Origin of the sequence: uncultured Eudoraea sp., assembly GCF_947258525.1 — a bacterium.
Classification (GTDB): domain Bacteria; phylum Bacteroidota; class Bacteroidia; order Flavobacteriales; family Flavobacteriaceae; genus Eudoraea.
Map to the genome: position 1 here is coordinate 1 of NZ_CAMYIP010000162.1, position 22213 is coordinate 22213.

A 22213-nucleotide genomic window follows, 5' to 3' on the forward strand; every position below is an offset into this window, starting at 1 on the left:
CTTGATGGAAATCATAACCGGAGCTGCAGAACCTTCTGCTTTACTACCTTTTCAAATGCCTGCGGACATGTTGACCGTTGAAGCCCAATTTGAAGATGTACCAAGAGATATGACGCCGTATGAAGATGCTAATGGTAATGTATATGACTTTGCATTTGGAATGAACTGGAAAGGGGTAATTTCTGATGACCGTGTGAAAAAGTATAAATAATCACTTTTTAATTCAATCTTTGCAACGAATAAAATTCTAAACCATTTTAATACATAGATCATGTTGAAAAAAATCTTAACCGGGCTGTTGGTTATTCTGATCATCATACAGTTTATACGTCCCGATAAAAACGAATCCAATGACCTAACCTATGATGTTTCCACCAAATATGAGGTTCCTGATGATGTCAGCCACCTCTTGCAGGTTTCCTGTAATGATTGCCACTCCAATAAAACGGAGTATCCCTGGTATGCTAATATACAACCGGTTGCCTGGTGGCTTAATGATCATGTAGTAGATGGTAAAAGACATTTAAATTTTTCAACCTTTACCAAAATGCCCATAGCCATCCAGAATCATAAATTTGAAGAAACCATTGAAATGGTTGAAGAGAACGAAATGCCTCTGCCGTCTTATACCAACTTCGGCTTACATAAAGAGGCTAATCTTTCCGAAGAACAAAGGCAAAAGATTATAGTCTGGGCAAAAGATCAAATGACTTATCTAAAAGAAACCTATCCGGCAGATAGCCTTGTCATGCCCAAGAGACGGCAATAAGGTCTAATGTGGAATAAACTAAAGTATTTATTAACCTTAAGGGTATTAATAAAAGTTATTATTTGGTATTGGTCACAAAGGCAATTTTCTTGCTGTCAGGGGACCAGCTTGGTACATTTATGGAACCCTGCCCTCCGTAGATATAGGCTATCACCTTAGGTTTACCTCCTTCATAAGGCATAATACGCAACAAACAGTGTTTATAAAAAGGATGATCTGAGGGGTCTATGTCTTTGGGGAAAGATATAAATGCAATCCACTTTTTATCCGGACTGACATGAGGAAACCAGTCATTATACGCATCAAAAGTCAGCTGAGTCTTATCTTCTCCATTGGCTTTCATCCTCCAAAGTTTCATCTTTCCTGTGCGTGTAGAATTAAAAAAGATATATTCACCATCGGGGCTATACTCTGGACCATCATCTAGAGTAGTTTGATTGGTAAGCTGATTTTCCTTACCAGAACCTATATCAACGGAGTAAATATCATAAGCTCCATTTCGGTTGCCGGTAAACACCATTTTCTTGTTATCCGGCGACCAGCCATGTAAATAAGATGCCCCTACCCCGGGTTTAGTAACCATGGTAGGAAGCGAATCTCCCTGAGCTGGTAAGTAATACAAAGCTGAAGTTCCGCCGTCATCCGGATTGTGATTGCTTATTCCCAATAGTTTACCATCAAAGGTGAGTACATGATCATTATTATTATTTACTGCAAATCCCGTATTCAAGGGAGAAATGGAATTGGTCGATAACTCATAGTTATACAAATGCCCTTTGGAATTGTAAATTAATCGTTTCCCGTCAGGTGTCCAGTTTGGCGCTTGAATAGAGTGAGCAGATCTGTAGATAATTTCCCGATGACCACTCCCAATATCCAAAATCTCGAGATTGCTTGCAAGATAGTCTCGATATGGCGTGAAATTTGGATCAACCGGCCTTATGATCCTTACGTTTCTAAATTCGGCAGATTCCATTACATCCGGATTATGAGAACAAACATATAATCCTATATAAACAGAATTGTCTAATTCCATATTGGGCAATTCCACACTTGTAAACTCTTCCCCGAATTTGGCGGTAGACATAATAAATTTATTGCCGTTTCTTTCTAACTGAATAACATCCGGATAAGTATCCTCTGAAATAACCTCATCGGTATCTCCACCTATTTCTTTGCGAAATTGTAATGTAGTAAGGCCATCGCCATGAGTAGTGGCATTTACATGTTTAGAATTGGCGTCCAAACTGTTTTTTACGATCCATCCGGCCTTTCTGTGCGGATCAACACCTTCGCCAAGAAATTTCACTTCTGCCCTTAGGATAAAGTCGCCCTGGATCGTTGTCCATAAATATTGAAAATCATCCTTGCCAAACCACATATTGGTCCCTGAACCAGAAATTTTATAAGTCTGATTTTTTTCTGAATATTCTGAAAATCCTTTTAACCTGCATTCCCCTATATCAGCATTTCTGTCAAAAATCCCAATTTTATTTTGGCTACTAACTACATTTATCCCAAATAGAATAAAACATACTATGTAGTTATAAATCATTGATACTTTCATTCGATTTTGTTTTTTATTGTCATTGAATCTTAATTTCCCGGTGCATAAGGGAATTTCAAGGATTTGTAATACTCCAGGTTTTCAGCAGGAAGTTCCATTCCGGGCGGAAATTCTCTTCCCGAAAAGGTTTGAAAATAAAGCAGGCAAGCATTTCTCCACCATTTTGCTTCCTTTAGCTGAATCTCCATAAGCATCCTTACTTCATTGTATTGATCATAAGTAATGTACTTTTTTGCTTGATCCCAGATACTAATCATTTCTTCTACTTGTTCTACACCTTCCTGATATTTTAAAGCAATTGCATCCCACAATATCACTCCATTTTTTAATTTATAATCCCAGGGCAAATGATGAAACCACAAGAGGTATTCTTCGGGACAAGTTTCAGGGGCATTAAATATTTTGGCAATTTCCGGAGCGTACTGGGAGGTAGCATTGCTTCCTGAAGGCGTACGATCAAATCCAATACCATCCTTATCAGCCTTGTGATAATAAGTAGGGTTCCACTCAGGCCTGCTTAAATCACTCACCCATGGACCCGGACCATAATGATGTCCTGTATCCATTAAATGGTGCAGCCCCAAAGGTGTCATGTAATTCACAACAGCTTCCCTGGAAACGGTCATCATGGCTTTAATTGGTTCTACAAATGCCGAATCATTGGTATAAGTTAAACGCAACCACTCTTCTGCTATAGTTTCAGAACTTAGGTATGGGTTCCATGCGAGGCGTCCGTAACCGTACCAGTTAGCCTGAGCGAAGGGATGGCCGGTCCAGTTTAGGTCGGTTCCGATATTTGCCACTCCGGCCATTCCGGATATTTTGTTATTATACAGAGAGCCATCGATGACTTTTGCAACTGTCGCATTTTTGCCTTTTTTATAGGTCTCAGCGTATAACACTTCTTCGTACAGTTTAGGAAGAAATACCAGATGGGAACTAAAACCAAGATATTCCTGGGTAATTTGGAACTCCATTACCAGTGGTGTATTTGGCATAGCTCCAAACATCGGATGAAAAGGTTCCCTGGGTTGAAAATCAATTGGCCCGTTCTTTACCTGAACCAAAACATTATCCAGAAAATTACCATCATAGGGTACAAATTCTGTAAAGGCTTGTTTTGCCCTGTCTGTTGCATCCGTTTCAGAATACACAAAGGCTCTCCAAATTACCAATCCATCAAATGGTTTTAATGCAGTTGCCAGCATATTTGCCCCATCTACATGGGTTCTTCCATAATTCTGCGGGCCGGGTTGTCCTTCGGAATTGGCCTTAACCAAAAACCCACCAAAGTCCGGGATATATTTATAAACCTCTGTCACTTTATTATTCCACCATTCAATTACGTCCTTATCCAAAGGGTCTGCAGTATTTAAACCTCCTATTTCCATGGGAGCAGAAAACCTGGCCGTTAAATATACTTTTATCCCATACGGCCTAAAAACATCAGCTAAAGCAGCCACCTTTTCTAAATAAGCGGAAGTTAATACCAGCGCATTTGCATTTACATTGGTTAAGGCCGTTGCGTTGATTCCGATTGATGCATTGGCTCGGGCATAATCTTCATAACGCGGATCTTTATATTCGGGAAGTTTCTGCCAGTTCCAAAGCGAAAACCCGGCATATCCGCGTTCTATGGTGCGGTCAAGGTTGTCCCAATGATTAAGCATTCGCAAATCAATTTTTGGTGCTTCTATGAGATTAATCTCATCGAGTGATTTTTGCATTTTCATCAATTGCAAAAATTTAAATACTCCGTAAAGTATCCCTATATCTTCGTTCGCTGAAATCAATAAAATATTCTTTCCATCTACTGAGACAGATTTAATAATAAAACCTTCTTTGCCAATCTGTTCAAAATTGCCTTTTAGTGCACTCTGTAACTCCTGGTTAAGACCATCTTTCTTAGCCACCCACATAGTATTCAATAAATTTGGAAAATCCTGAACATCGGATTCTCGTCCCAGTATCGCCTTAAGACCCTTGACAAGTTCTTTTTGCGCATTTAGAAGAATGCTATTGCCTCCTGAGAAAAATATAGAATTTGTGAAGTTTTGATACTCCAATAATATTGTTGGCTCTCTTATTTCGGAGTTCCCCAACCACAAGTCGTATCCGGCTGAAGTTTGTGAATTGCTAAATGCTATAGAAAGTAAAGCAAAAACAAAAAACATTTTTAATTGGGAAAAGGAGAAATTCATCTTTAAGGATATCTATTTTTAAATTTAAGTAAGTATTGTACGGCCAGGAACCAAGATGAACTTAAGGTTAAATTATTACTCCATCGGTTATTTAGAAAGATGCAATAACTAGCCACTGTCAACTAATTTGTAAGTTACTAGTTACTAATAATCAGTTGCAAAAATCTCACCTTCCCTCATAAAACTTTTGAACTCCACCATATAATCATTTGGGTCGCGTACAAAAAAAGACAAATGTTCCCCTGTCCTATCTTTCAAAAAAGTAGCTTCTGTTGTTATTTCAAGATCCATTTCTGACAATCTGCCATACAAATTCTTCCATACCCCTGCATTAACTATTACTCCAAAGTGGAATGAGGGAAGTACATGATCACCAAATCGGTAACTTTTAAAGTCAAAATTAAAATTTCCTGCCTGGGTAAAAGTCAATTGGTTTCCATAAAGATTTATGTCAAGCCAATTCTCTCCCGATCTTCCTGATTCTGCCTTAAGGATTTCCAGATAAAATTTCCTAGTTTCTTTAATATTGATACAAGGGAGGGCAAGATGAAATTTTGAATTCATTGTTTAGTTTTGGTTAGTGAGTAACTTTTAATCGACTAAATAAGAGTTGTTCCTTTATTCTTCCTCATCATCTATGTCTTCTATTGGTAATTCATTCTCAACATCTTCTTCTATTATTTCATCTTCATCCAGGTCATGATCTTCCATTGCCGCTACAAGACGTTTGCTAACTTTTACCAAGTAAACTGTATCATCCGTCCTGACTTCTACACATTCTACTATTTCGTTCAGAGTGTTTTTAAAAGTGATAATATCGTCATCATCGTACCCATCCGGATATTTGGTTACAAGGAGATCAAGAATATCCTTGTTTAATTTTTTGAAATCTACGATTACACGTCGCATGATGAGGGTTTCTTTTGACGTTTAAATTACAAATTAAATTAATACGTAAAACGCAAAATCACACTTACAACCCATAGGGGTTACCAAAAGTAAATTTTATGAAAGATGACCAGACTTAATCAATAGAATTGGACAATTAAAGGCTTGATGTAGCTTCGTTGTCTTCTTCTTTGTGGAAAATCAAATCTTGTTCTTCCAGGGCAAAAACAACAAGTTTTACATAATCATCCACCGTATTTTTAATATTCGAAGGATCTGTAATATCAATTATACCGCGCCATATTAGTTGGCGTTCCTTGCCAACACAAATACAATAAAGGGAAGTCTCTGCTCGATATACTTTATACTCATCATAATAATTTTCATCATAATATATATCCTGATGAGAGATATAGTCTTCTTTGAATGTTCCGTAATAACTATCCAAATCGGCCATGTTTTTTCTAAAAGTCTGTTTATCTTCAGCTCCCAGAATTTTAGTAAATAAAATAGCATCAAAATCCTTGTCTAATAGTGATTGTTCAACATCATCAAGTTCTTCCTCAGACCTTTCTGAATCCGTAAATCCTACATCAAACAAATCTATGCTGCGCATAGCTTCCACGCCCCTTTTAGTAAATTGGCGCTTCATTTTAGTTTCGAAATCTTCCTGCCCTTTGAGATTAGATGTCATGCCAACGACAAGCACTTTGCTGGCATCGAAAATTACGATGTCGGGGTTTTTCCAACTATCTACCAACTCCGTAGACGAACATCCCATAACTAATAATGCAACTACAATCAGTGCCTTTTTCATTTGCTTAAATTAATTTAATAATCGCTTTTGTTTTTCTTTCTTTAGTACACTTGAAACTAAATCAAAAAGCCCTGTTTTAATCTGCATGTATTCTTCCTTGTAACGATCCATAGTGCTGGTTAATTCTCTATGTGTATCCCTATAGGCCTTTTCTAATTCTAACTGATCAACGTCGTCAATCATTATTTCCAATTTATTTTCGTGTGCCTGTATCTTTTTCATTAGAGAAATGGATTCCTTTTCAAGATCAGTAAGCTTGGAAACAATTTCTTTACTTTTTCCAAAGACTTTTGAATCCACTAATTGTACAGTATAATGTTTTACCAAATTGTTTAAAAACATTTGCTCATCTCTCATAAATTTTACTTCTGAAAGCCAAAGGACGGTTGCCCTGTGCATCTCTTCAGGATCTATCCATTCTATATACCGATGGGTGTTATCTTTGATATTCATTTTGTTAAATTTTAAAATAGCACTTGTTTAAACTCTTAATGTGTTGATGTCTGGTATAATATTCTTTTTTGATATTGTTTAGGATTATTACTTATTTGATTACAATTTAGCCAATAGGATAACAATAAGAAATGATAATTATCAGGAGTATTGCGGAGTTATTTCAATTAGAATTAGTCCGGTCTTCGCTTCTTTAAAATGCCCCCGGCATAATTGAATACCTCTGATTTCAGGACTTGAAATTGTTGTAAACAATTCACCACATTAGCTTTTAGTTGCTCATGTTCAGCATGTACATCTTCATCTCCCTGACCATACTTACATTCCAAAGCACCACCCAGTTTATTTTCATGTTGTACTATTTGTCCTTCTAATCTGGTTTTATACTCATTAATCGTCTTAAGTCGCTCGAGATAATCCTGTAAACGCTCAAACAAGTTAGGTGTATCGGGTTCAAAAACATAGGAGTGAAGCAATTCTTCAATAAACAGCAATTCATCTTTCATTAAATGAAAGGAGGATTTCCATTGTTGTGAATCTATATGGAATTTTTCCAGTGCATTTAGTTTGCTATCTTCCGTTTTATTCTTCATCAAAATGAATCCTATATTTTAAAACTACTTCCGATTTAAAGTAAGGACAATGATCTAAATCATGTGCCAGTTAAAAAATAAGCTCTGCGGTTTCAAATAATTCCGGAATTTGGACATTCCATTTATAGATCTCTTCTATTTTATCCTTGAATTCATCTAAAGCTTCCTGCTCTCCATGTATCAAAAAAACGCGTTCCGGAATATTTTTTATGGAAGCCATCCAGTCCAGCAACTCTTTTTGATCTGAGTGGGCCGACAGACTTTCTTCGTGATAAACACTGGCTTTTACGTCATAATATTTTCCAAAGATCTTAATCTCACTAGCCTCTTCTAAAAGGGCCCTTCCGCGTGTTCCTTCGGCCATGTAACCAACCAGTAAAATATTGGTATTCGGAATATCTACCATTTGTTGTAAATAGGTGAGAATTCTTCCCCCTGTAACCATGCCACTTCCGGCAATAATAATTTTTGGTCTGGGATCGTCTATTGTTTCCCAGGTTTGTCTATATGAATCAATAATATTTACATGCCCGCACATTGCACTATATTCCTTTGCCGACAATTTATGCCAGTCGGGGAATCGTTCGAAAATGGTAAGTACATTATTGCCCATAGGGCTATCAACAAAAATGGGAATATTAGGTATTTTATTCTTCTTATAAAGTTTCCAGAATAAATACATCAACGATTGCAAACGTTCTACTGCAAAAGAAGGAATAAGGAGATTACCTCTTTCGTATAGTGTTTTATTTACGAGTGAAATCAATCTGTCTTCAACCTTATCCGGGGGATGTAATTTGTTTCCATAGGTACTTTCAACAAAAAGGAAATCGGCCCACTCAGGCTTAACCGGTGAGTCCAACAATAAATCGTCTGGCCTTCCAACATCACCTGAAAAAACAAAACGCTTCCCGGAAATTTCCAATTCAATAAAGGTACTACCAATTATGTGCCCATTATATCTGAATCTAAAACGGATATTCTCAGAAAGTTGCGCCCACTGGTTCAATTCTTCCACCCTGAATAAATCTATTGCATTTTCTGCATCTTGTAAATTGTACAATGGCATTGCCGGCTTATGCTTACTATAGCCCTCCCTATTTGCAATTTCTGCTTCTTCCTCATTTATCTTTGCGCTATCGAGCAATATTATTCTGGCAATTGCCAGTGTAGGAGCAGTTCCAACAATAATACCTTTAAAGCCCGCTTTTACTAATCTGGGCAAGTAGCCTGTATGATCCAGGTGACCATGTGTTAATAAAACAATATCTATTGAACTAACCGGAACGGGCAGTGGTTTCCAATTGGAAATTCTAAGATCTTTCCTCCCCTGAAACAAACCGCAGTCTATGAGAATATTCTTCTCAGAACTTTCGAGATAGAATTTAGATCCGGTTACAGTACCCGAAGCCCCTAAAAAATGTACTTTAACCATTATTTCAATTTAATGGTATCAAAACTTGCAAAGCGATCCTACTTCTTTGAGAATTTTAGTTTTCCTTGTATCGGACACCCCTAAGTGGTCCAGGTAGAAACTATCTTTTAACAATTGACGACACAATACTACATCTCTGCTTAACAAAAATTGTTTTTCTCTTTTCGTCAAAAGTGTTGAAACTGTAATGGGATATAGCCCAAGCCTGTCTATACGATCTTTTATGCTATTTCCTTTTGGATAGTCCCAACTAAGAAGATAAAGCCCTGTACAATTACCATAAATTATAGCGTCTTTGGTAAATCGTGTATTTGTGGCTACCCAGCATTCATCGGGCTCCCTGATATTTGAAATACTGTTATCCTCAGTATTTTTAATATCCTGATATCTGGAATAAATGTATAAAGGAATCTTAACATTACAATTGCGACCCTGTTCTCCGTGAAATTTACACTCAATAATTATAATAGATCCGTTTTTTTCAGCAACCACATCTATTTCATGACTTACGCATTTACCAACAACAGTCTTGCCAACCTCAGTTTTGTATCCCGAATACTTTAATACCGAACTTAAAAACTTTTCAAATGGAAAACCAGTAGGGCCCAACTCATATATGGCCTTTTTTAGTTTATATTTTGATGCGTAAACCGGTTTCTTGCGTCTTAGAAAGCTATAGGCCCTATTATATAATTCTTTGGTTGTAATTCCATCATATAATTCTTCCTTGACTAGAGTTAAAATTTGGGAAATTAATTTACTGTCTGCCCCACTTCGCTTTAAAGAAGAGCGTAACTTCTCTTCCGAGAATAGCACTTTGTCCCCCGAAGCTTTAATAATGAAAAAATCTTCATTTGCCATTATATACTCTAATTAAGGTGGTCCAAAACGTAATTATAATATCCTAAGCGATACTTTATTTATTAAAATATTCCCTTACCAATGCTTTGACCTGATTTTCAGTCATACTATCTGCCTTCTCCACAGTTTTGACTTTTGATGCCAGAGTTTTATAATTTTCATTTAATTCTTTGTAAAATTTGGCATTAGTATCTGCCGGACCAAAAATTGCTATGGCTTGCGCATCTTTTATTGTCTTAGCCAATTCCTTAAAATATTGTCTCAATTGATGTTTCTCTCTTTCCAGATATTTGCTGTCCTGAACAACATCCTGTGGACCCCATCTGGTCTTAGAGCGTGCTCCGCCCTTTGGGTTGAAGAAATCAATTTCTGAATAAACAGTATTGAATCTAATATCTTCATTTTGTAGTGTTACCAGATGTGCCTTTTCCTTATCTAACCAAATTCCAATTTTCTTCATGGCTATATTGTTGTGAGTTACTATTGAATTCCTATGTCCAAATTATAATGCCCCTATAATCTTAATCCGAATCATCATTTGTAAAATGATGGTTATCAGTCTGTGTATGGGAGTATAAGAAATGGTATATTGATATTAAAACTAACCTTTTCTATTACGGGTTCGCGGGTTAATTTCTCTAAAAAACCATGTTGGTAACGAATCATTGCCAGCATATCAATACCCAATTCATCAATGAAATCAGTTATTGCCTTGGTTTTGTTAGTAAAATCGGGCATCCAATGAATCGTATGTCTTATTTGACCTAAATACTCCCTTAGTGTATATAAATTTGATTTCTGAACCGGGCTAAGTCTTTCTTCTTCATTTATATGTACTATGCAAATGTTAGAACTACAATTTGATGCCAATGTTTGAAGTGGCTGCAAAACTCTGGCATTGTAACTCTGTTTGTAATCTGTTGCAAAAGCAATCTCTGTAGGTAACATGAACTCTATTTCCCCCGGTATAGTTAATATGGGACAATCCTTAACGGCATTTATAGCATTAATTACGCTGCTTCCCAGAAATATAGATTTGGCTCCCGTCTTCCCTTTATTGCCCATTACAATGAGATCGGCACTGGTTTCTTTAATGGCTTGTTTTAATGCATCAGTCAAAGTTTCATTTTTTGAATGAATACTAATATGATGCCTGGGATTTCCTGAATCAAGATTTATTTTATGTAAAAATCCATTAAGCCCCTCCATAGATTCCTCGCCCAATTGTTGTAATAAACTTAGTTTACGACCTGCGGCCAGGCTATTGCTTTTAAGGGGTGTATGCTCAGTGTATGCATTAAGAATATGGAATGAACAATTGTAATCTTGAAATAATTGCTTGATATAAAAGAGCGCATTATAGGAACTATGCGAAAAGTCTGTTGCAACAAGAATATTTTTCATTAAATTTTCTGATTTACATTAGGTAATTACCATAAAAGGTATGCTAACATGAAACCCTATTTTCTTGATAACAGGTTCTATAAAAAGACTTTCAAGGAAAGTGTGTTTGTTCTGGATCATTACCAACATATTCATCTTGTTTTTTAATTGGAAATTATTTATTCCTGTTATAATTTCCTGACTAGGCAGGTCATGGAACAAATGAGGGATCTTTCCTAATAATTTTTCCAGTTTGGCCTTATTTTCCGATTGAACTTCGGTAAGGTCGTAACCACTGGAAATATGTATTACCTGAATTCTGGATTTGTGTAATTCAGCTAAATCAAGAAGAGCCTTTAACTGTTCTTCAGTGTAGGCAACTTCGTAGTCTGTAGGAAATAGTATTTCTAGGGGCTTTTCATAATCAAAATCTGAAGGTATTGCGATAACAGGACAAGTTGCTTTCTTAATGACATGAACAGTATGTGTGCCAAGGAAAATTTCCTTTGCCCCGGTTGCTCCCTGCGTGCCCATTATCACCATATCGGCCTCTTCATTTGCAACCATTGAAGACACCTCATCAACAAGGATATTGAAAGCAGAATGCGTTAATATGGTATGCTTTGGATTCTCAAACTCCTTTTGTAGTTGTTTTTGAAGCTCTTCAAGCTGATTTATAGATTCTGATTGATAAATATCTCCCAGACCAATCTGACCCGGACTGTGCAGCAAATATTCTGTTTGGTAAATAGCAGGCGTGTACGTATTTAAAAGATAAAAAGTTGCCTCCTCATCCTTTAACAGGTTCATCGTATAAGAGATAGCATTATATGCATTATAAGAAAAATCGGTAGGAAGAATTACTTTTTTCATTGGTACGAATTTTAAATGTTAACGAGACAGATTTTGTAAAACCAAAAATGGTATTTTTATATGTAACCCTATTTTTTCAATGGTGGATTGATGCAACATTTGCTCTAGATGCGAACGTCTTGAATTAACCATTATGAGAATGTCTATTTCTTTATGGACAATGTATTTTGTGATTGCAATTGTCTTATCCTTTCCTTCAGTTGTTTCAAAATACAGGTTAGCTTTATACAAGCATTCTTTTATAAAACTCATGTTATCTTCTTGTCGAAGCGATAGTTTCTTATTAGAATTAATATAAAGCATATGAATAGATGACTTGAAGGAACCGGTTAATTCGCATACTAGTTTTAATTCTCGCCTTTTATAAGGCACCAAATAATCTGAAGGAAATAAAAGTTCTTTTGGAGGATGGTATTTGTAATTCTCGGGAATAGCCAGAACAGGGCATTGCACATACTTTAAAACCTGAACAGTATTGCTGCCAAAGGTTATGGTTCTGTCATTAGACTCACCTCTTGTACCCATTACCACAATATCCGCGTTCTCCAGATTAATGAGGTCATTAATCTCATCTGTAAGTGTCCCAAAGGCTGAAATTGATTTAAATTTATGCTTTGGATTGGGTGAATACTCAAATATATCTTTGATTATTTTTGCAAGTTGTTTTTCAGAATTTTTGTAGGTTACCTCCTTGAGTTCGTCCAAGGAAGTTCGTTTAACAATCCGGTCTTGTTGATAAACCTCATCAGCATAAGCATGCAAAATAAAAAAGTCAGTCCTGGTATATTTAAATAATTGACAGGCATATTTGAGTGCATTAAATGCATTTTTAGAAAAATCTGTTGGCACTACTACTTTTCGCATAACTAATTCATCTTATGTACTGCATTAAAAGTACTACTTAGCAGTACAGGAAACCATGACATTAATCAGTTAATCAACTCTTTAAATTTTTTAAATTAGCTACATGTAATTAAAAAAAATGAAACAAAATTTTCGCAAATTAACATCTGGTGATATTCCCGTGCTTGTAGATTTTTATGCAGATTGGTGCGGTCCATGTAAAACGCTGGGGCCCATTTTAAAACAGGTCAAAGAGGAATTGGGTGATACTATCAAAATTGTTAAGATAGATGTGGATAAAAATCAGTCCATTGCTTCCAAATATCAGGTAAGGGGTGTTCCCACAATGCTTCTGTTTAAAGATGGTAAGCAGCTATGGAGACAATCAGGGGTTTTACCAAAAAATGAAATAATTAATATCGTTGAATCCTATAGATAGTTAACTGAAACCTATAAGGAATTAAAAGCTTATAAACTTCTGCCAGTTATCATTCATGCAATACCAGGAAAGGAATATCTGTATGGTAACTAATTTCTTCAACTGCCGGCGTGAAGAGAATTCGTTGAAAAAAGTTTAGATTTTTGGCCACCATAGCTACAAGGTCTATATCTCTGCTTTCTACAAAACACTGAATAGACGTTTCCAATTTGGATCCTGTTAAGGTGTGAAAACTATGATCTATACCCCGAAGATAATCATGTAAAAAATCTTTGTTTCTCAATTGATCTTCAGTTAAAACTTCACCTTTTTTAGAAATATGAACAACTCTCAAAATAGAATTATTCATAGCCGCCATTTCAACCAGAGTGTCCAGAACTTTGACATCATATGCAATATGAAAATCTGTTGGGAAGGCTATTTCTTTAGGTGTTTTGTATGTAGAATTTTCGGGTACTGCCAATAAAGGACATTTTACCTTAGTTATCACATCACCGGTATTGCTTCCCATGGCTACTTTTTTAAGTCCGGAAGCACCTTTAGTACCCATGATAATAAGGTCAATCTTTTTATCTTCTAATTCCCTCTTTATGCCGTCTGTGAAAAAGTCATATTTTGCTGTTGAAACAAAGGAATGCAGTTCATTATGGTGCTGTTCTTCAATATATTCTAATAGCTTTTTAAGGTCCTTTTTACTTTGAGTCAAAACCGTTTCCTTTAACATTACGGAGCTACCTTTAACTGATGTCCCGGCACCTGAATAGGGAGGAATTGGATTGATATGGATTATGTGGAAAATACATTTTGTTTTTTTAAATAATTCAAGCCCATAATTTATGGCATTACTTGAATTCTTTGAAAAATCTGTCGGGATTAAAATTCGTTTCATCTTAGTCTGATTTGTTGAAAAACAAAATTACAATCACTATAATAACCGTAAAATGACTACCATCATGTACATCAACTTTTCATTATCAAAAATTAATATGGAATCCTTTGTAACCGATCCATATCTAAAATTTTGATGTCCCGGTCTTTAATCTCAATTATTCCCTCTTTCTTAAAGTTAGATAAGGTTCTTATCAGGGTTTCCGTAGCCATTCCGGCAACACTGGCCAGATCACTCCTTAAAACGTGAATATTGCCAGCTTCATCTTCCTGCAACTTCTCTGCAAACTTAAGTAAGGTGGACGCCGTTTTTTTACGTACAGAACCATAGGCCATTTGGAGTAACTGATCTTTAATCTGTGTAAGGTCTTCAGATAAAAGCTGTAATAACTCCAGAACCAATTCGCTATTTTGCTCTAAAACCATTTTTAACTGATCCTTGTGTAGGCCAATAAGTACAGAATCTTCCATGGCAGTAGCATATTCCTGGTAGGGTATATTCTTTGTAAAACTTGTAAAACCAAAAAAATCATCCGACCTGTAAATTCCAGTGATTAACTCCTTCCCCTGTTCATCCAGCTTATGGGTTTTTGCATTCCCTTCTATCACCAGATAAACCAAATTGGAGTTGTCGCCCTCGCGGTATATTGTATCACCCAATTGAAACCGGAATTCCTCTCCATTATCATCAATAAAATTCTTAAGCTGATGAATGTTCCTGACCCGCTGATCAATTCCTGCATCAAGGTCTATTATATTTTGTTGCGCCTCTTTGAGAATGTTGGCCTTGGCAATCCTGCTTTCAATTGCACCAATAAGTTCCGATTCTTCAAATGGTTTAGTGAGGTAGTCATCTGCTCCCATTTCCATTCCCAGCCTAACATCTTTATGCTCCGTTTTAGCGGATAGAAATATAAAAGGGATTGTATTGGTTTTATTGTCACCAGACAAAGCCTTTAAAACCCCATAGCCATCTAGTTTTGGCATCATTATATCACAAATAATAACGTCCGGGTGGCTGGCTTTGGCCATCAAAACTCCCTTTTCACCGTCGGGGGCGGTAAGGACTTTGTAATTTGCCAATTCCAATAATTCTGCCGTGCTCTCCCTTAAAGCATTATCATCTTCAATTAATAAGATCTTTTTCATCATAATTACAGCTATTAAGGTTTAAAAAGAACCTCAAGGCACAAGAACTATTTTCTAGAATTCTTCACCATTGCCACCGGATGGGAGTGTTACTGTGAATGTACTCCCTTTGTTTTCCACACTTTTAAAGCTAATATCCCCCCCGAGATTTTCAACATGAGATTTGACAATATTAAGACCTATTCCGGTTCCCTGGGTGAGAAGAACATTATCGGCTCTGAAATATCGCTCAAATATGTGTTTCTGATCTTTCTTTGGAATACCAATTCCCCTGTCTATAATATGGAAATAAATCGTATTTTCATCCAAATTAATTTGTAGGTCTATTTCAGTTTCTTCCGGAGAATACTTAATGGCGTTGTGCAATAAATTAGTTAATACCAATGAAACAATCTTCTCATCCTGATGTACAATTACATCCTCAATATTCATAGGATAGTTGATTTTTTGGCCGGTCTTAAGCAGCATATACAAAAAATCATTCAATATACCAGTAAGATAATGCACGCCGCTGGTAATCGATTTCAAGTGTTTAGTTCTTAATTCCTGCTGATCAGCTGCGGTATATTTGCCAACCAATGTAGCCGAGGTTAGAATAGTACTTAAAGGAGTTTTAAACTCATGAGAAACCATGGAAAGGAATTTAGTCTTGAGATCACTTAGTTCCTTTTCTTTTAGTAAAGCATCATTGAGCTCCTGGGTTCTGCGCGCAACGGTTTTCTCGAGATTTTGAGTATAATTTTTTCTTTCGGAGATATCAAGAGCAATAACTACTGTTAATACTTTATCCTCCAGGTTGGAAGATTGTAAATGAACTTCAACAGGGTAAGTAGTTCCATCCTTGCGCTTGAAAAGGGTTTCGAAAGTAACTTTCTTATGGTTGTTTAAATTCAAGGGATCAAGAATTTCCCTTAGCCTATCTTCCGAAATACCGGTAATTAAATCCTTAATGGTCATTTTTCTTAATTCTCTTGAACTATAACCGGTATTTTTCTTAGCGCCATAATTCACATGTGAAAATCTTAGTGTTTCTGGATCAAAAACATAAATTTCGTTTAGTGAATCATCAAAAATCTTTAAGAAATGTCTTATTTCTTCTTCAGCTTTTACTCGTTTGGTAATATCATTTTGTATTCCTACAAAATGAGTGATCTTACCCTCTTCATTACGGATTGGGTTAATGGATACCTCGTTCCAGAATAGAGTGCCGTCTTTTTTATAATTCCTCACCTGAACCTGACATTTTTTGCCTGTCTTAATGGCATTGCGCATTATTTTAACCCCTCTTTGATCGTTATCATCATTCTGAAGGAACCGGCAGTTTCTGTTAAGTACTTCAGATTCTGAATATCCTGTAAGCTTCCTAAATGCCTTGTTCACATAAATAATGGGGTGATCCTCTTTTAAGGCATCTGAAATAATAACACCATTCTCTGTAGCTTCCAGGGCCTCACTTTTTATATCAAGATTTTTTTCAATTTGCACTCTTTCAGACAAATCATTAACTAAGACCAGGACATAGGTATTCCCGTATATGGAAAATGGATTAAATCTGACATTCAGAGGAAATTCCTCTCCGGATTTTCGCTGCCCATGAACGCATCGGCCTCCGGCCATTTTTTCCTTCTTTACATCTCTGTAATATTTTGTTACGTGTTCTTTATGGGCTTTTTTATATTTGTCAGGAATTAATTCGGCGAGTGGTTTCCCTAAAAGCTCTTTATGCGTATATTCAAACAAGTGGGACGCCTTTTTATTAATGGAGACAATTAACTGATCTTTATTTACAACGATTATTCCTTCCGATACGGCTTCGGAAAGTAAATGACATATATCAATATTTTTATCAAAAACACGCATCCTTTAAAATAAGGAATTAATACTCCGAAAGTATATTGTAAGTCACGCTAGACCCTAAAAGTAATTACAGGCAATTTGGCATGATTAACTACATCTTCTCCAATACTACCTTTGAAAAAATGTGCTATTCCGCTTCTTCCATGTGTAGGAATGGCTATCAAATCGGCATTTACCTCATTTGCATGATTAAAAATGCCTCCTTCAATTGAATAATCAGAAACGTATATGATTTCAGTATTTGAAGGCAATTCTCCATTGTGAGCTACTTTAATGAATAAATCTGCTTTCTTTCTAATCTCTTCCGTACTCATAAATTCTTCATTGGGTAAATTCACAAATACCAGATGAAGCTTAAGGTTCCATTCAGCAAAAAGCGCCCTGGCACTATGATAGGCCTTAATACTCTCAACGCGAAGATCACAGGCAAAAACAACCAATTCAGGATTAAATGAAGGAGTAGGTTTTTTAATAACTAAAACCGGAATGTCTGAAGTTCGCACCACCTTTTCAGTATTGGAACCAACGAATATCTCACTGACACCACTTGCACCATGAGATCCCATAATTATTAAGTCAATATTTCTCTCTTTGGCCAACTCATTGATCTCACTGAATATCTTGTAGTTTTGAACCATTTCTGTAACCTTAACTCCTTTTAAATATGGTTTATCCAAAAAAGTTTCATAACGTTTTTTGGCTAATTTCATATAAAAGTGAGCTTCTGCCGCTTCCTCAGATTCACTTTTGGTTAAGTAAGCTTCAGACAGACCCATCATGTGGAGTACAAGAATTTCTGAATTAAAATCTTTTGCCAGTTTAGCTGCTACTTCCAGTGCATATGCGGCGTGTTCCGAAAAATCTACAGGGACTAATATTTTGTTCATGGTAATTTATTTATGGTATCTAATTCAATACTTTTTAAAAATTTCCTTTCTCTTTCTTAGTTGGTTTTCCAATTCCTTTATTGTTGTGGCTGCGGCCTTTTCAAAGTTATCCTGACTAGATTTAGCAAAAATTCTTGGGCCCGGGGCACTCAATTGTATTTCACATACTTTACCCTTACCCGATGGGTCATTTTCTAATTTAAAAAAGACATCTGCCTTAATGATCCAATCATATTTATTTGCCAGTTTTTCCAATTTAGAAGTTACAATTGCGCTCATAGATTCACTGGTTGGCATTTGAACATATTGAATATTTATCGTCATAATAGAATATTTAAAGTTTAGATTAAAGATCGCACGGAGTATAATGTTAAACTATGACATTTGTCATTGTTGACAGGTGTTGATCATAATTATACAGATACACCTTCCTCTAATTTAGAGATACTAATTAACCTGACCAAAAAACAATGAGAAATAGGCTCAAGTCCTGCCGTGATTACTTTCTTTCAGCAAAACAACAAGAACACCCATAATGATTACATTTTTAATAATATACTGCCCCAGAAGAGTAAGACCAAAGGGTGCTTGTGAGAATACAAGATCCGGGAAAAAAAGAAATGGTAAGAAGGTCAGGATAATATGGATCAAAGCCAGCTTTAGGGCAAATTTCACAAAAAGGTGGCCTATTAATAACAATCCAATCAAGGTTTCCCAAATTGCAAGTAAAATAATGGATATTTCCGGAGTAAGAATTCCAAATGTCAACTGCTCAATGGTTGCCTTGGCAAGATCCTCAGCGGGACTTACCCCTACAAAGAATTTGAGCATCCCGAACCACAGATATACAATACCTATGCTTACCGAAATGAAGTTGATTTTTGTTCTTCTATAAATTAGGCGAGCTACTAATTCCTTCATCTTATTTCAAAAAAAGCTAAACTAAGGTATCTAAATACTATAAAAAGTGACAAATGTCATTTTTCTCTTACCAATTTAACCTTATAACAAGTCTTTTCAAGTGGATAAAGACTTAGATAATTTCTGTGCTGTAAAATAAAATTAAGAATAGTAATGCTTAAGTATTCTCAATTCGTTTACGATCCATAAAACTATTCTTAGTCCCAGAATACTAAAATGGCAATGATCAAAGTCATTCTTTTATTTACTTAATGCGCTTAACTTTGTTTTTGTATGAAAAATAAATGCTTAAATACATTGGTTGTAGAGAATTCAAAGGTACAGCAGATTATTATATGTAAGCTGGTACATAATCATGATGACCTGCATTTGTCCGGCATATGCAACAACGCCATAGATGCTAACAGAATTATTAAAAATCACAAAATTGATTTAATTCTGCTCGATATTGAAATGCCCCATATAAATGGTTTTGATCTTCTGGAGTCTTTAGATAAAAATATTGAGATCATAATTATTACAGCTAATCCAAATCACGCATTAAAAGCGTTTGACTATGGAGTAACCGATTATTTATTAAAACCTGTAAAAATCGATCGATTTTACAAAGCCGTTAAGAAAGCATCTATTAATTATGGCAAAGTCTGTGAGCCTTCGGAAGAAGTTGAATTTTTAAAGGTGAGGAGCAACATGAAAAGTAGGAAGATCAATATAAAAGAAATTAAATGGGTGGAAGCGCTTGGCGATTACATAAAAATTATCACCGAAAATGAGAACCTCATAGTGCTAAGTTCTATGAAATCAATTTCCGATAAATTACCTCATGATAGATTTCTTAGGATTCATAGATCATATATTGTAAATTTAAACAAGGTAGAAAAATTCGGATGTACAAGTGTGGAGATAGATCAACATCAACTACCCATGAGCAGAAAGCAAAAACAAAAACTTGAATTGCTTTTGGAGAAGGTTGATATTTAGCAAGTTAAATTATACCCGATAACTCAAAACAAACTTGATGAGATGCATTCCTTTTTCGTATAGAATACTTTCTAGCTTTCTCTTAATTTCTGTCTTTACAGGCTGTAATGATGGCCAGGAAAAGATACTACCCTCAGAAGTAACCATCACAGAATCTGTTTATTCATCAGTAACTATTCAACCAGATAGTCTTTACCAGGTATACGCGGCTGTAGGAGGTATTCTGGATAAAAATTTCGTCGACGAAGGTGATACCCTGGCCAAAGGCACACCCATAGCTCAAATCATTAACAACACCCCTAAGCTCAACACCGAAAATGCAAAATTAAACCTGGAATTGGCAAGAGAGAATTATAGCGGTAGTAATGCTATAATTAAAGCCCTGATAGATGAAATAAACGCTGCAGAACTTAAATACAAAAATGATTCTGTGAATTTTGCACGACAAAAAAATCTCTGGGAGCAAAATATTGGATCAAAAATAGAATATGAAAATCGCAAACTGGCTTATGAATTATCAAGTAATAACCTGGCTTTGCTAAAAGGAAATTTCGAAAGAACAAAGTCAGAATTAAAAACAAAATTAAGGCAGGCAGAAAACAACTATCAGACTTCTTTAATCGCAACAAAAGATTTTACTGTAAAAAGTAAAATTAACGGCAAACTCTACGCGTTATACAAAAACCAGGGCGAAATAATTAATACGATGGAACCCATTGCCGCTGTGGGGAGTGCAACTGATTTTGTAATTGAAATGTTAGTCGACGAAGTTGATATTGTGAAGTTGAAAACTGGTCAAACAGCATTGATAACTCTTGATGCCTATGGGACAAAAGTATACACCGCAGTTATCAGCAAAATTTATCCGAGAAAAGATGAGCGATCCCAGACTTTCAAAATCGAAGCACTTTTTACAGACCCGCCTGAAATACTGTATCCGGGATTGGCCGGAGAAGGCAATATTATTGTTTCCCAAAAAGAAAGTGCCTTGACTATTCCCAAGGAATACCTTATTGGTGAAAACAAAGTGAGAACGGAAGAAGGCGTTGTCGAAATTGTAACGGGGATACAAGACATGGAACGCGTTGAAGTTCGATCAGGTTTGGATGTGAATACCTACCTATTAAAGCCCAAAGAATGACTAACTGGAAGTTAATAATAAGTATTGCCAAAACGCATCTGTTAACCAAGATGAAGTCTACGGTAACCGCCTCTCTTGGTGTTACGTTTGGTATTGGAGCCTATATTACATTAGTAAGTTTTATGACCGGTTTAAATGGAATGTTAGATGACCTCATTCTAAATCAGACTCCTCATATACACATGTTTAATGAAATTGAACCTTCGGCAGAACAACCAATTTCTTTATACGACAAATTTGACGAAGGCTTCAACGTGGTACATTCTATTAAGCCTAAGCAGAGCCAACTCAATATACATAATGCACTTCCCATATTACATTATTTAAAAGATCAGGAAAATGTGAAAGGTGCAACACCTCAGCTCCGGTCACAGATATTTTACCTGTCCGGTTCCATAGAATTAGGTGGCAATCTTGTAGGTGTAGACATTATGGAGGAAGTGCGACTTTCAAATATTCAGGATAACATTGTATCGGGTAGCCCGGAGGCACTTAGAAATACGGACAATGGAATTTTACTGGGATCAGGGCTGGCCAAAAAAATGTCATTAAGTGTTGGAAACCGTATACAGGTAAGCACCGTTAAAGGAACCGTTTTTCCCTTAAAGATCGTTGGAATCTATCAGAGCGGAATTGCTGAAATAGATAATGTTCAAAGTTTTGCGAATCTTAAAACCGTTCAGAGAATACTTGGAGAGGCAGAGAATTATATTACCGATATCAATATTAAACTATTCGACCTATCAGAAGCTCCAACCATGGCCAGGCAACTGGAAAAGCAGTTTAAAATTAAAGCCACTGATATTAATGAAGCAAATGCCCAGTTCGAAACAGGTAGCAATATCAGAAATATCATTACCTATGCAGTTTCAATTACGCTGCTCATAGTAGCCGGCTTCGGAATCTACAATATTCTGAATATGCTTATTTATGAAAAAATGAAAGACATAGCCATCCTTAAGGCAACGGGGTTTTCGGGAACAGATGTTCAGCTTATATTTATGAGTCAGGCCATGATAATTGGTGTTGCAGGGGGATTTATTGGATTGATAATCGGATTTATTTTATCAAGGGTTATCGATAATATTCCGTTCGAAACCGAGGCATTGCCAACTATTAGTACATTTCCTGTAAATTACAATCCGGGCTATTATGTTATCGGAATTACATTTGCACTTATTTCTACATTTATTGCCGGCTATTTACCCTCTAATAAAGCCAAAAAAATAGATCCTGTGCGAATTATTCGCGGAACCTAATTCACAAT

The 22213-nt window shown here is 36.0% G+C and carries 25 protein-coding genes; 6 read left to right on the forward strand and 19 right to left on the reverse strand.

Going from position 1 to position 22213, the window contains the following annotated elements; genetic code table 11:
- Together Q0X89_RS12035 and Q0X89_RS12040 are read left to right on the forward strand one after the other, a co-directional pair.
- Positions 1-211 (forward strand): hypothetical protein (locus Q0X89_RS12035; RefSeq protein ID WP_297694485.1); only part of this gene is annotated, 211 nt, incomplete at its 5' end.
- 60 nt (positions 212-271) lie between these two features.
- The gene (locus tag Q0X89_RS12040) at positions 272-769 is read left to right on the forward strand and encodes a heme-binding domain-containing protein (RefSeq protein WP_297694487.1); all 498 of its coding nucleotides are present in this window, start codon (positions 272-274) and stop codon (positions 767-769) included.
- 58 nt (positions 770-827) lie between these two features.
- Here Q0X89_RS12040 and Q0X89_RS12045 read toward each other — a convergent pair whose 3' ends face one another.
- The 13 genes from Q0X89_RS12045 to Q0X89_RS12105 form a co-directional block, all read right to left on the reverse strand.
- The gene (locus tag Q0X89_RS12045; RefSeq protein ID WP_297694489.1) at positions 828-2336 is read right to left on the reverse strand and encodes a biopolymer transporter TolR; all 1509 of its coding nucleotides are present in this window, start codon (positions 2334-2336) and stop codon (positions 828-830) included.
- A gap of 29 nt (positions 2337-2365) precedes the next feature.
- On the reverse strand, positions 2366-4537 hold the full coding sequence (locus Q0X89_RS12050) for an alpha-glucuronidase family glycosyl hydrolase (protein WP_297694491.1): 2172 nt from the start codon (positions 4535-4537) through the stop codon (positions 2366-2368).
- Between the two features lie 144 nt (positions 4538-4681).
- Positions 4682-5101, reverse strand: coding sequence for a bleomycin resistance protein (locus Q0X89_RS12055; RefSeq protein WP_297694493.1), 420 nt, complete (start codon positions 5099-5101; stop codon positions 4682-4684).
- A gap of 54 nt (positions 5102-5155) precedes the next feature.
- Positions 5156-5446 carry a hypothetical protein gene (locus Q0X89_RS12060; protein WP_297694495.1) on the reverse strand — a complete coding sequence of 97 codons (291 nt, stop codon included), beginning with the start codon at positions 5444-5446 and terminating at the stop codon, positions 5156-5158.
- 136 nt (positions 5447-5582) lie between these two features.
- Entirely contained in the window at positions 5583-6242 is a 660-nt protein-coding gene (locus Q0X89_RS12065; RefSeq protein WP_297694497.1) for a hypothetical protein, read from the reverse strand.
- Between the two features lie 9 nt (positions 6243-6251).
- A complete protein-coding gene (locus tag Q0X89_RS12070) occupies positions 6252-6695 on the reverse strand; it encodes a hypothetical protein (RefSeq protein ID WP_297694499.1) in 444 nt (147 codons plus the stop codon).
- Positions 6696-6868: 173 nt separating this feature from the next.
- Entirely contained in the window at positions 6869-7288 is a 420-nt protein-coding gene (locus Q0X89_RS12075) for a hypothetical protein (RefSeq protein WP_297694501.1), read from the reverse strand.
- A gap of 70 nt (positions 7289-7358) precedes the next feature.
- On the reverse strand, positions 7359-8723 hold the full coding sequence (locus Q0X89_RS12080) for an MBL fold metallo-hydrolase (protein ID WP_297694503.1): 1365 nt from the start codon (positions 8721-8723) through the stop codon (positions 7359-7361).
- 18 nt (positions 8724-8741) lie between these two features.
- Entirely contained in the window at positions 8742-9584 is an 843-nt protein-coding gene (locus Q0X89_RS12085; protein WP_297694505.1) for an ATP cone domain-containing protein, read from the reverse strand.
- A 55-nt stretch (positions 9585-9639) separates the two neighbouring features.
- Complete coding sequence (locus Q0X89_RS12090) at positions 9640-10044, reverse strand: hypothetical protein (RefSeq protein ID WP_297694507.1); 405 nt, start codon at positions 10042-10044, stop codon at positions 9640-9642.
- Positions 10045-10139: 95 nt separating this feature from the next.
- The gene (locus Q0X89_RS12095; protein ID WP_297694509.1) at positions 10140-10988 is read right to left on the reverse strand and encodes a universal stress protein; all 849 of its coding nucleotides are present in this window, start codon (positions 10986-10988) and stop codon (positions 10140-10142) included.
- An 18-nt stretch (positions 10989-11006) separates the two neighbouring features.
- Complete coding sequence (locus tag Q0X89_RS12100) at positions 11007-11840, reverse strand: universal stress protein (RefSeq protein ID WP_297694511.1); 834 nt, start codon at positions 11838-11840, stop codon at positions 11007-11009.
- An 18-nt stretch (positions 11841-11858) separates the two neighbouring features.
- Positions 11859-12704, reverse strand: coding sequence for a universal stress protein (locus Q0X89_RS12105; RefSeq protein WP_297694513.1), 846 nt, complete (start codon positions 12702-12704; stop codon positions 11859-11861).
- A gap of 118 nt (positions 12705-12822) precedes the next feature.
- Here Q0X89_RS12105 and trxA point away from each other — a divergent pair, with 118 nt between their 5' ends.
- Complete coding sequence (gene trxA, locus Q0X89_RS12110) at positions 12823-13122, forward strand: thioredoxin (protein ID WP_297694515.1); 300 nt, start codon at positions 12823-12825, stop codon at positions 13120-13122.
- Between the two features lie 49 nt (positions 13123-13171).
- On the opposite strand, the gene Q0X89_RS12115 is transcribed toward trxA, so the two are convergent.
- From Q0X89_RS12115 to Q0X89_RS12140, 6 genes are all read right to left on the reverse strand, one after another.
- Entirely contained in the window at positions 13172-14011 is an 840-nt protein-coding gene (locus Q0X89_RS12115; protein ID WP_297694517.1) for a universal stress protein, read from the reverse strand.
- 92 nt (positions 14012-14103) lie between these two features.
- Entirely contained in the window at positions 14104-15159 is a 1056-nt protein-coding gene (locus Q0X89_RS12120) for a response regulator (RefSeq protein ID WP_297694579.1), read from the reverse strand.
- A 54-nt stretch (positions 15160-15213) separates the two neighbouring features.
- On the reverse strand, positions 15214-17019 hold the full coding sequence (locus Q0X89_RS12125) for a PAS domain S-box protein (RefSeq protein WP_297694520.1): 1806 nt from the start codon (positions 17017-17019) through the stop codon (positions 15214-15216).
- Between the two features lie 47 nt (positions 17020-17066).
- A complete protein-coding gene (locus Q0X89_RS12130; RefSeq protein WP_297694522.1) occupies positions 17067-17903 on the reverse strand; it encodes a universal stress protein in 837 nt (278 codons plus the stop codon).
- Positions 17904-17927: 24 nt separating this feature from the next.
- Entirely contained in the window at positions 17928-18227 is a 300-nt protein-coding gene (gene raiA, locus Q0X89_RS12135; RefSeq protein WP_297694524.1) for a ribosome-associated translation inhibitor RaiA, read from the reverse strand.
- A gap of 159 nt (positions 18228-18386) precedes the next feature.
- Complete coding sequence (locus Q0X89_RS12140) at positions 18387-18824, reverse strand: doxx family protein (protein WP_297694526.1); 438 nt, start codon at positions 18822-18824, stop codon at positions 18387-18389.
- 273 nt (positions 18825-19097) lie between these two features.
- On the opposite strand from Q0X89_RS12140, the gene Q0X89_RS12145 reads away from it, so the two are divergent.
- From Q0X89_RS12145 to Q0X89_RS12155, 3 genes are read left to right on the forward strand one after another with little or no spacing between them, the layout of a single operon-like run.
- Positions 19098-19805 (forward strand): LytTR family DNA-binding domain-containing protein, encoded by a 708-nt coding sequence (locus Q0X89_RS12145; RefSeq protein WP_297694528.1) that lies wholly within the window; start codon positions 19098-19100, stop codon positions 19803-19805.
- 37 nt (positions 19806-19842) lie between these two features.
- Positions 19843-20946 carry an HlyD family efflux transporter periplasmic adaptor subunit gene (locus Q0X89_RS12150; RefSeq protein ID WP_297694530.1) on the forward strand — a complete coding sequence of 368 codons (1104 nt, stop codon included), beginning with the start codon at positions 19843-19845 and terminating at the stop codon, positions 20944-20946.
- Positions 20943-22205: an FtsX-like permease family protein gene (locus Q0X89_RS12155; RefSeq protein ID WP_297694532.1), complete on the forward strand. Its 1263-nt coding sequence runs from the start codon at positions 20943-20945 to the stop codon at positions 22203-22205. Before Q0X89_RS12150 ends, Q0X89_RS12155 begins: the two co-directional genes overlap by 4 nt.
- Positions 22206-22213 lie beyond the last annotated feature (8 nt).